Origin of the sequence: Methylocaldum sp. (assembly GCF_039794385.1) — a bacterium.
Taxonomy (GTDB): Bacteria; Pseudomonadota; Gammaproteobacteria; order Methylococcales; family Methylococcaceae; genus Methylocaldum.
Genome location: NZ_JBDIVO010000164.1, coordinates 1 through 9,990, shown reverse-complemented (window position 1 = coordinate 9,990; position 9,990 = coordinate 1). Strand labels below are relative to the sequence as shown.

14 protein-coding genes and 1 pseudogene are annotated in these 9,990 nt (G+C 60.7%); all 15 read right to left on the bottom strand.

Translation table 11 applies throughout. The annotated features are described in order from the left end of the window. Positions 1-217: 217 nt before the first annotated feature. Positions 218-1,366: an aminotransferase class V-fold PLP-dependent enzyme gene (locus ABJK70_RS14300; RefSeq protein ID WP_347258303.1), complete on the bottom strand. Its 1,149-nt coding sequence runs from the start codon at positions 1,364-1,366 to the stop codon at positions 218-220. Beyond that, on the bottom strand, positions 1,363-1,722 hold the full coding sequence (locus tag ABJK70_RS14295; protein ID WP_077729035.1) for a DUF3024 domain-containing protein: 360 nt from the start codon (positions 1,720-1,722) through the stop codon (positions 1,363-1,365). The genes ABJK70_RS14300 and ABJK70_RS14295 overlap by 4 nt, the downstream gene beginning before the upstream one ends. A gap of 183 nt (positions 1,723-1,905) precedes the next feature. After that, positions 1,906-2,175 (bottom strand): nitrogen fixation protein NifZ, encoded by a 270-nt coding sequence (locus ABJK70_RS14290; protein WP_077729034.1) that lies wholly within the window; start codon positions 2,173-2,175, stop codon positions 1,906-1,908. After that, a complete protein-coding gene (locus tag ABJK70_RS14285) occupies positions 2,172-2,498 on the bottom strand; it encodes a nitrogen fixation protein NifZ (RefSeq protein ID WP_077729033.1) in 327 nt (108 codons plus the stop codon). The genes ABJK70_RS14290 and ABJK70_RS14285 overlap by 4 nt, the downstream gene beginning before the upstream one ends. Positions 2,499-2,524: 26 nt before the next feature. Further along, on the bottom strand, positions 2,525-3,313 hold the full coding sequence (locus ABJK70_RS14280; protein ID WP_077729032.1) for a 4Fe4S-binding leucine-rich repeat protein: 789 nt from the start codon (positions 3,311-3,313) through the stop codon (positions 2,525-2,527). Next, positions 3,297-3,890, bottom strand: coding sequence for a tetratricopeptide repeat protein (locus ABJK70_RS14275; RefSeq protein WP_347258302.1), 594 nt, complete (start codon positions 3,888-3,890; stop codon positions 3,297-3,299). The genes ABJK70_RS14280 and ABJK70_RS14275 overlap by 17 nt, the downstream gene beginning before the upstream one ends. Next, complete coding sequence (locus ABJK70_RS14270) at positions 3,887-4,267, bottom strand: iron-sulfur cluster assembly accessory protein (protein WP_086135502.1); 381 nt, start codon at positions 4,265-4,267, stop codon at positions 3,887-3,889. Before ABJK70_RS14270 ends, ABJK70_RS14275 begins: the two co-directional genes overlap by 4 nt. 9 nt (positions 4,268-4,276) lie before the next feature. After that, on the bottom strand, positions 4,277-4,501 hold the full coding sequence (locus ABJK70_RS14265; protein ID WP_077729030.1) for a 4Fe-4S binding protein: 225 nt from the start codon (positions 4,499-4,501) through the stop codon (positions 4,277-4,279). Positions 4,502-4,584: 83 nt separating this feature from the next. Further along, positions 4,585-6,162 carry a nitrogenase cofactor biosynthesis protein NifB gene (gene nifB / locus ABJK70_RS14260; protein WP_205780683.1) on the bottom strand — a complete coding sequence of 526 codons (1,578 nt, stop codon included), beginning with the start codon at positions 6,160-6,162 and terminating at the stop codon, positions 4,585-4,587. Positions 6,163-6,463: 301 nt separating this feature from the next. Further along, a complete protein-coding gene (gene bfr, locus ABJK70_RS14255; protein ID WP_077729029.1) occupies positions 6,464-6,928 on the bottom strand; it encodes a bacterioferritin in 465 nt (154 codons plus the stop codon). 55 nt (positions 6,929-6,983) lie between these two features. Next, positions 6,984-7,268 carry an RnfH family protein gene (locus ABJK70_RS14250; RefSeq protein WP_077729028.1) on the bottom strand — a complete coding sequence of 95 codons (285 nt, stop codon included), beginning with the start codon at positions 7,266-7,268 and terminating at the stop codon, positions 6,984-6,986. 14 nt (positions 7,269-7,282) lie between these two features. Continuing rightward, the gene (locus tag ABJK70_RS14245) at positions 7,283-7,972 is read right to left on the bottom strand and encodes an electron transport complex subunit E (RefSeq protein ID WP_077729027.1); all 690 of its coding nucleotides are present in this window, start codon (positions 7,970-7,972) and stop codon (positions 7,283-7,285) included. Positions 7,973-7,987: 15 nt separating this feature from the next. Further along, the gene (gene rsxG, locus ABJK70_RS14240) at positions 7,988-8,692 is read right to left on the bottom strand and encodes an electron transport complex subunit RsxG (protein WP_347258301.1); all 705 of its coding nucleotides are present in this window, start codon (positions 8,690-8,692) and stop codon (positions 7,988-7,990) included. After that, positions 8,689-9,768 carry an RnfABCDGE type electron transport complex subunit D gene (locus ABJK70_RS14235; protein WP_347258300.1) on the bottom strand — a complete coding sequence of 360 codons (1,080 nt, stop codon included), beginning with the start codon at positions 9,766-9,768 and terminating at the stop codon, positions 8,689-8,691. The genes rsxG and ABJK70_RS14235 overlap by 4 nt, the downstream gene beginning before the upstream one ends. Beyond that, a pseudogene (locus ABJK70_RS14230) lies at positions 9,765-9,990 on the bottom strand (electron transporter RnfC); the annotation flags it as partial. The gene ABJK70_RS14235 and the pseudogene ABJK70_RS14230, both read right to left, overlap by 4 nt.

Genomic DNA, 9,990 nt, shown 5'->3' with positions numbered 1-9,990 from the left:
AATCAATGTTTTGTCGTTTCGGGGCATCTGCGACGTCCTCCAGCTAGTAGGATGTGCTGAACGAAGTGAACCGCATCGTTCGCGATTGATGCCTGTCCTGAGCTCAGTCGAAGGGCCTGTCCTGAGCCTAGTCGAAGGGCGCTTCGTACCTCAGCGCATCCTACGTCTTGCCCTTTCTCACGCTGTGAGGGGAGACAAAGGCCGGTGCTCCTAGGAGTCATGCGGCCTCCGCCTCGAACATTCGGACGATTTCCGGAAGCACCGCTATGATCCGGTCGATTTCCTCTGCCGTGGTATAGCGGCTCAAGGAGAAGCGGATCGTGGCCAGCGAGGCTTCCGGGGCCAAGCCCATGGCGGTCAACACGTGCGAGGGTTCGGTCCCGGAGGCGGTGCAGGCCGCTCCGGCCGAGGCGCAGATTCCAGCCCGGTCGAGCTTGTCGAGAATCGGCTCGGCCTCGATCGTTCCCAGGCACAGGCTGGTGGTGTTCGCCACCCGCTCGGCGCCGCCGCCGTTAACGAAGGCACCGGGAATACGCGCCAGCAGTTCCGCCTCGAGACGATCGCGCAAAGCCCCGATCCGGGACCCGGAGTTTGCCGGAGCGGCTGCGGCCAATTCGGCCGCCACCCCGAGGGCGACGATCCCCGGCACGTTCTCGGTGCTGCCGCGGCGCCCGCGCTCCTGGTGTCCGAACAAAAGCGGCGGAAGCTTTCGGCCCTTGCGCACGAACAGCACGCCAATGCCTTTGGGTGCATGAATCTTGTGGCCCGAAAAGGACAGGAAATCCACCGGAACTCGGGCTAAATCGATGGGCGTCTTGCCGACCGCCTGAACCGCGTCGGTATGAAACAGCGCGCCCCTGGCCTGGGCTATCGCCACGGCTTCCTCGACGGGGAACAGGACGCCTGTCTCGTTATTGGCCCACATCAGCGAAACCAGGGCCGTATCCTCGGTCAGGGCGCGTTCGAGTTCTCCGAGATCGAGCCGCCCCTGTCCGTCCACCGGCAAATAGGTCACCCGCACGCCCTGGGATTCGAGATGGCGCAATAGGGCCAGCGTTGACGGATGTTCCACCCGGCTGGTGACGATGTGGCGCCGCCCCGGCGACAGGGCGAGCGCTCCCAGAACAGCCTGGTGATTGGCCTCGGTGCCGCCGCTGGTAAAGACGATTTCCGGCGGCGTGGCGCCCAGGAGCGCCGCCACTTTGGCGCGGCCGGCGATGCTCTCGACCTTGGCCGCTTCGCCGGCCCGGTGCTTGCTGGACGGATTGCCGTAACTCTCCCTGAGACACCGGGCCATCGCGTCGGCGCACTCCGGCGCTACCGCCGTGGTGGCGTTGTTGTCCAGATAAATGATTGGGTCGCTCATTGCCAGAACTGCCTATCCGGGTCTTCGTTCAAAAGTTCGAGAATCTGAGACAAGGCGTGGTATTCGCCGTGCTCGATCCATAGGCCCGCCTTGTGATCCTTGCGGTACAGCCTCCAGCACCGCGAACTATCCTGAAATTCCAGCCGGGCGATATCGATCACCCCGCCATCGGGATCGATGTTCCGCGAGCAGCACGGGCTGACGATTTCATATCCGGCCTCGATCGGACGGACCACCGGAGTCACGTAGCGGTAGCGCTTGCGCTTCCCGAGCGCGCGGTCGATACGCTTCCGATCCACCTCGTTGGGATGAGGACACACGGACATCAAATTGGATACCGCAAGATTGCCGTTCATCGGATCAAGACCTCCGCACAACTCTTTCCGTCCATGTTCCGTCCGTTCGCTCTCGCTCGTTCCCAAGCTCCCGCTCGGGAACGCGGCCTCGAGAAGCTCCCGCTTCGCGACACAGGAAGCCGGAGCTTCCTAAAGATCCGGTTCCCAACCAGAAGTCGGGAACCAGCGTAATGCGTATGCCGTCTACAGAATCCCGGCCACCTGCCCTCGGGCTTGGTCGGATCGAAGCTCCTCTTCTAAGCAGCCCACGACGCAGCCGTTCGGAAACTCGACCAGGTACACGGGAATTTTCGCTTCCTCGTGGAATCCCACCTGCACGATCTCGCCTTCGCTGCCCGCTGCCACCAGCAAGGCCCCCGGCTCGCGATCAGGATAAGTGCCGTCGTTGAAGAGATCCGTTTCCGCCCAGACCTTCTGTCCCCATTGATAAATCGGTGTGCGTGGCTCGATCATGCCGTCTCCCCTCCTTCGGGAACCGGAACGGTTTTCGGGGGCGGCGGATTGTCCAGGGATTCGATTTCGCGGCCCTTCATGCCCACCGCGTAACCCCGTTCCGGAAAATCCACGGCGTAGATGTAAAACTGTTGAAGGAAGGTGTTGATGCTCTTGATGTATCCCACCTCACCTTTCTTGACCAGGACCTCGCCGATATCGCGGCCGTTAAACGTGCCGTCGTTCCGGACCACCTTTTTCGACTTCACCTTTTCGCCGAACTTGAAGCGCGGCGGATCGTTCAATTCGTTGACATCGCTGTCGCGTACAATAGTGGTAGCCATATCGCTCCTCGATGAGTGATTGTGGTTTAACAAGCTTCCGGTAAAACATCGGCATCGTGCCGCCCGGCGAGGCGCTGCTCGACCAAGTCCCGCACCGTGGCGTCGGAATCGCCGCGCATCGGCGCGAGCTCGGCGAGATCCAGCCGGCTGGCGACCTCGTAGCGCACGCGCCAGTCGGGGTCGTCCCGATAATGTTTCAGTTGACCGGCATCCATGCGTCTAATCGCTTCCAGCCGCACGTCCAGTTCCGGGTCTTTCGCCATCGTGTGCAGCCATTCGGCGCCTGCGCGCCGCGCCACGACCTTGCGCACTTCCCGATCCGGATCGTGCAGCATCCGAACCAGCATGCTCGGCGGAAGACGCCGGGCTACGATCTGCCTGACGTAGTAGTCGGGATCGTCGATCATCGAGGCGAGATCACTAAGCTCCAGGCGTTCCGCCACCCGGATGCGCACCTCCCGATGCGGGTCCCGGCCGAGCGCCTTCAGATGCCGGGAGCGAAGCGGCAGGCGCTGCGCTACGCTCTGCCGCACGGTTTCGTCCGGGTCCGCGATCAGGCGCGGCAACTGAAACACCTCCACGTATTTCGCCGCCACGGCCCGCGTCTCGAAATACGGGTGCTCCAGATACTCCTTGGCGAGATGCGGATTCCACCGGAAGAACCGGTCGATACGGCGGGCGTAACGGTCATGCACGCAAGCATGGCCCAATCGGCACCGCCCATTCGCCGATTCCGCAAGGCGCTCGCATCCGGAGCAGTCCAGCAGATTGCCGTGCCAGTCGCGGGCTTCGTCGATTTCAGTCGTCGTCCCCATTGGCTTGCCTCTCAAGGACATCCAGCAGCACCTTGCCGCCGAGCTTGTCGCCCGGGTCGAGTTCGACCAGTTTCTCGACGGCGGCCCGCCCTTCGTCCAGTCGTCCCAATCGCAGATTCAGATAACCGTAACCCTTGAGGGTAAACAGGAAGAACCGGGGCAGAATCGCGTCGAAGCTGCCGAAATTGGCGTCCGTCGCTTTCGCTGCCCGCCAGTCTTCCGGCAATCCGTTGTCGAGAGCGGCTTTCTTCAGACAGTCGCGGGCAACGTCCAGGGCCTCCTGCAACCGGTTCTTGTAAAAATAGAACCGGTACAGGCCGATATACACGGCGGCGTGGCCAGGTGCCGCCTGCCAGGCGGCTTGCAGGTGCGCAAGCGCTTCCTCGTCCCGGTGGTAGCTAAGCCCGGCCTGGCGCAGATGCCGCTCGGCCTCTTCGGGCAATCCCGAGCCCAGGCAGGCTGCCGCGGCGGCATCTATACCAAGTCCGAAGTCCGAAGCATCCGGCATGAGCGATGGCGCCTCTGAGGATTGTGCTTGCGCGAAACTGTTCTGCATGTCGGCGCAACCGTCCGTCAATGACTGCTCTTGACCTGGATGGAGGACACCGACACCGTCGCTGCGCCCGCCGAACTACTGCTGCTGCTACAAGTGCCGCAACCCGTCGAATTGGGGTTATGGAACACGAATCCGCTGGACGTCGGCGTCTCGGAAAAGTCGATGGTGACGCCCTGCAGCAGCAAACGGCTTTCCGCCGGCAGGAACAGTTTGAGGCCGTTAACTACGACCACGGCGTCGCCCGCCTTGGGCTCGGCTTCCACGCTGAATTCCGATGCCAGGCCGGAACAGCCGCCGGGGCTCACCGACAGGCGAAACCCAGCGTCTTCACCGACGCCGCCGAAGCGCACCATGCGCCGGATGAACTTTTCCGCAGTCGGGGTAATAGTCAGATCCATGGTATCCACCTAGGCCGCTTGGTAACGGGGATAGTTGTCGTCGATGATGCAAGTGTCGTCGATGGGGCAGACGGCGACGCATTGCGCTTCGTCGTGATGCCCGATGCACTCGGTGCACTTGGCGGGGTCGATGACGAAAAGACCGTCCTTCGTCTCGGAAATCGCCTGGTTCGGGCATTCGGGCTCGCAAGCGGAACAACCGGTGCAGTTGTCTTTCACGATCTTGTAGGCCATGTGTTTACTCCTCTGTCAGTGGTGGGGCCGCCTTCCGGGACTAGCCGTCCCGAAAGGCGGGTGAATACCGGAAAACGGTAGCTCTAAGCCGCTTCCGCGGAGGTCAGCGCACCCTGGCGGATTTGCGCGTCGCCGCGTTCCACGTGCTCGACTTCGCCGCTTTTCACCTTGTCCAAATAATCCTTGAAGTAGGCGATCGCGGATTGCTCGATGAACTCGCCCGCGAATTGATCGACGGGATCGATGCCGGCCGCCTTCAGATCGTTCTTCGGACAGCCGCCGATCTTGGCCACGAATACCGCGTGGCAGTCGTTGATGGCGCGGATGATGGTCGCGAGAGAATCTTCCTCGCCATAGCCGCCCTGACAGTAGAGATCGACCCGGCGGTGGCCGACGAATTTGGCGCCCGCGGTCGAGAGCTCGTAGACCTGGAACTCCTTGGCGTGCCCGAAATGCTCGTTGACCTTGCCGCCGCCTTTAGTGGCCACGGCGATGAGCATCTTGATGTCGGAATGCTCGCCCGCCAGGGATTCCATCTCGGCTTTCTTGGCCGCGACCACCGCGTCACGCTCCTTCTCCACCGCCGCCTGATAGGCCTTGCGGGATTCGAGGTCATAACTGACTTCCATTTCCATGATCTTGTCGGTGGTGAACTCGGCGCTGCGGTCCTCGCCCAGCAGCCCCACCGCGTCGGCTCGGCACTGGCGGCAGTGGCGCATCATGTTCATCTCGCCCTCGCAGCTGTCCTGCAGCGCCTTGAGCTCTTGGGCCGTGGGGCCGCGCTGACCGGTCAGGCCGAACACCGTGCCGTGCTCGGGCGCCGAGATGAGCGGCATGATGTTGTGCAGGAACGCGCCGCGCGATTTGACGGCTTTGTTGACTTCGACCAGGTGCTGGTCATTGATCCCCGGGATCATCACCGAATTGATCTTGGACAGGATGCCGCGCTCGGTCAGCATCTCGAGCCCTTGCAATTGCCGATCGGTCAGGATCTTGGCCGCTTCGACGCCGTGATAGCGCTTTTTCTTGTAGTAGATCCAGGGATAGATCTTGGCCCCGACTTCCGGGTCGATCATGTTGATGGTGATGGTGACGTGATCGATGTTGTACTTGGAAAGCTGCTCCACGTGGTCGGGCAGCGCCAGGCCGTTCGTGGACACGCACAGCTTGATGTCCGGCGCCGTTTTGGCTATCAGTTCGAAGGTTTTGAAGGTCTTCTCCGGATTGGCGAGAGGATCGCCGGGACCGGCGATGCCGAGCACGGTCATCTGGGGAATGGTGGACGCCACCGCCAGAACCTTCTTCGCGGCCTGTTCCGGAGTGAGTTTCTCGCTCACCACGCCCGGACGGCTTTCATTGGCGCAATCGTATTTTCGATTGCAGTAATTGCATTGGATATTGCAGGCCGGAGCCACCGCCACGTGCATGCGCGCGTAATGGTGGTGGGCCTCCTCGCTGTAACAGGGATGATTTTTGACCTTCTCCCAGATTTCGGGTGGCAGGTCGTTTTCGCCCGCACCGGAACCGCAACTGGCTTTCCCGGATCCTCCCGAGGTCCCGCAGCCTTTATGCTCGGCGACCTTTTGCATGATTTCGTCTACGTCCGCTCCGGCGTGCGTGTCGACGCCCTCGGCACCCGATTGATGCTGCACTGTCTGCATGGCTTGCTCCTGTCTGTCTATTCGCGCTGTTCCGTCTCAGTGCGGGCATAGCGGCACTTCCTCATCGTGCGGCTTGACCGTCAGAGCCGAAACATCCGTTGAACCTAGTACCGATGGTTTACAGTGCAATCCGCGTACCATCCATATATGCCTTTATATTCAAGTGGATAGATTCATGCCAGCCGGTATGGGAATGTCCGGACAAATACAAAGCAGCCAACATTCATGGGAATTTGTTTAAAAGCGGACAAAAAAAGGCGGTCAACGACCGCCCGAGTTCGCCTTTCGCATGCGATAGCGTTTACATCATCGACTGCTCGTAATTCTGGATGCCGATCTTGGCGATCAGACCCAATTGCGTTTCCAGCCAGTCGACATGTTCTTCCTCGCTTTCGAGAATGTGTTCGAGGAGTTCACGGCTCACGTAATCGTTGACCTGCTCGCAATAGGCGATGGCCTCGCGCAACAGCGGAATGGCGTCCATTTCCAGGGCCAAGTCGCATTCCAGCATTTCCACGGTATGCTCGCCGACCTTGAGCTTGCCCAAATCCTGGAGGTTCGGCAGGCCTTCGAGGAATAGCACGCGTTCGATCACCTGATCGGCATGCTTCATCTCGTCGATGGATTCGTGGTACTCCTTCTCGTTGAGTTTATGCAGCCCCCAGTTCTTGAACATCCGCGCGTGCAGGAAATACTGGTTGATCGCGGTCAATTCGTTGGTGAGGACTTTGTTGAGATATTCGATAACCTTGCTGTCGCCTTTCACGGGGAAAGTTCTCCGTTTGTATTGTTATTGAAAAAGTAACCCAGGCGCGGCGCGCTCAATCGTCATCGTCGTCATCGCTTGCGGTGCGGCGACGCTTGACGGTTTTCGGATCGGCCGTGATGGGACGGTAAATTTCGATGCGGTCTCCATCGTTGATCGGACTGTCCAGCTTCACCAGCTTGCCGAATATACCGACCTTTTGCCTGGTCAGATCGATTTCCGGGAAGCACTCCAAGATGCCCGAGCGGCGGATCGCTTCTTCCACCACGCTGTTGTCCGGGACCTCCAGCCGCATCCATACCTGGCGATCCGCTTCCGCGTAACATACACCGACGTGCATATCTCTTCACCCAATTAGACGTTTTCGGCCAAAGGCTGTTCGATCGCCGCGTTTCGCAGCGGCCTGCGCGCCAAACGCTTATCCAGCAATCTTTTTCCGGCAAGAATAAAACCCAGCATCAGGAAACCGCCCGGCGGCAAGGCCATCAGCAGGAATCCGCGATACTCCGGGATCAGCGTGGTTTCCAGCCAGGCGAACCCCTGCCCCAACAGCAGGGAAGCATTGGCGAACAGCGTTCCCGAGCCGCTAACTTCCCGAGCCGCGCCCAGGACGACCAGAGCCAGCGTAAACCCAAGCCCCATCATGAGCCCGTCGAACAGGGCGTAAACCGGCGGCTTGCGCGAAGCGTACGCTTCCGCCCGGCCGAGAATGGCGCAGTTGGTCACGATCAGCGGAATAAAGAGCCCCAGCACCTTGTGCAATTCATGCAGCCAGGCGTTCATCAGCATGTCCACCAGGGTGACGACCATGGCGATCAGCGCCACGAAGACGGGAATTCGGATTTCCGACGGTATGAGCAGCCGGCCGTAAGAAATCAACAGATTGCATACCATCAGGACGGCGGTCGTGGCGAGCCCCATGCCGAGCCCGTTGGTGGTCGTGCCGGTGACCGCCAGGAGCGGGCACAAAGCGATGCTCTGGCTGAAGACGATGTTGTTGCTCCACAAACCTTCTTTGGCGATTCTGCTCAAGGATTCGGACATGACGGCTTTCCTCCGCTACTCGGTTGCCGTTAAAAGCTCCTGGCGGTGGCGCTCGAAGAATTTGAGCCCGCCTTCGACGCCCTTGACCACCGCCCGCGGCGTAATGGTGGCGCCGGCGAATTGGTCGAAGTCGCCGCCGTCCTTTTTGACCCGCCAGCCTTGCGGGGACGTATTGCTCAGGGATCGGCCGTTAAACCCCAGAATCCAGCCGGACTTGGAGGTTTCGACCTTATCGCCCAAGCCCGGCGTCTCGGCATGCGAGATAACCCGAACGCCCAGGATTTTTCCGTCGCGGTCCACGCCCACCATCAGGGTAAGGTCGCCGGCATAGCCGCCGGTAGCCAGCATCTTGAACGCCACGGCGCTGACTTCGCCGCCTTTCTTGGCGACGAAAACCTCGGTTTGATCGAGGCCGGTCCCTTCTCCCGCCGACGGAATCACCCGCAGGCTTGCAAGCACGTCGTTATCGTAAAGCGCTTCCGGCAGCACCTGTCCCAGCGTCGCCCGGAGATCTTCGGCCTGGCGCTCCGCGATCGCCTCTTTGGTGACCAGATCGCCTATCCCTAAGAGCAGACTGGCAGCCAGGGCGCAAACGGCCAGCAAATAGGTCTGATAGTCCAAACGCTGCCGAAGCGCATCCAGATCATCGAACTTTCGGCGCAGTCTTTGCCATCGCAGGAGTGCAAATTGCAGAAGCGTCTCTTTATTCAAGGCGATCATTCTTTACCCTCCGGCAATTTCAAGGGCTTGCCCTTGTAATCGCGCCCGTAGATGCGTGGCCGGACGTAATAGTCGATCACCGGCGTCAGCGCGTTCATCAACAGCACGGCGAAGCCCACGCCCTCGGGAAACCCGCCCCAAGTACGGATGACGAAGATCAAGAGCCCGCAGCCGGCACCGAAAATCAGCTGCCCTTTTGGGCTGCCGGGCGAGGTGACGTAATCGGTTGCGATAAAGAACGCGGCCAGCATCACGCCGCCGGCTCCGAGGTGCCACAGCGGACCGAGATAACGATCGCCGTCGATGAGGTGGAAGATGGTTGCGAGGCCGGCAACGGTGACCAGCAAGGCTACCGGGATGTGCCAAGTGATGATCCGCTTCCAAAGCAGCCATACGCCGCCGACCGCCACCAGCAGGGCCGAGGTTTCGCCAAGGCTGCCGGGAATCCAGCCCAGCCATGCTCCGGCCAGGCCGAACTGCCCGTTCGCAAACGCCTCGACTAGCGTTTTGCCTTGAGACAATTCGGTCTTGGCATGGCCTATGACGGTCGCACTGGCGAAACCATCGATGCCGGCACCGCCAAAGGTGATTCCCAATGCCTGGAGCAGGCCGGGGGCCGGCTCGGAGAATAGAGGCGCAGGCTGGACCCAGGTCGTCATTTCCAGCGGAAACGACACCAGCAGGGCGACACGCGCGAGCATCGCCGGATTGAACAGATTTTGGCCGATGCCGCCGTAGATCTGCTTGCCGACGATGATGGCGAGACCCGCTCCGGTCACGCCTATCCACCAGGGCGCCCAGGGAGGAAGGCTCAAAGCCAGCAACCACCCGGTCAACAGTGCGGAACCGTCCAACAAAAAAAGCGAAGCCGGTTTGCCTGCCAACTTCAGGCAAACGGCTTCGAACAGCACCGCTGACAAGACAGTCGTCAAAAATAGATAAAGGGCCGGCCAGCCGAATAGAAACAGGCCGAACGCGGTAGCCGGCAACAGCGCCAATACCACCTGCGCCATGATGGCTTGCACCGGATGGTCGGCGCCGGTTAATGGAGCGACGGGCAGGTATACCTTGCTCATGACGCATCCTCCTTGGCGGAAGCCTGCGCCTTGCGCGCAGCAGCCGCTTGTTTGGCCCTTTCCAGCCGCAGCCGCTTCTCCTCGGCCAGGCGATTGGTCTGTTCGGTTTTCTGCTGGGCCTGTTGGCGCGCCATCAATTCCCCGCTCGCATATTTGAAGTAATGCACCAGGGGAATTCGCGACGGACAGACATAGGAACATGAACTACAGCTGATGCAGTCC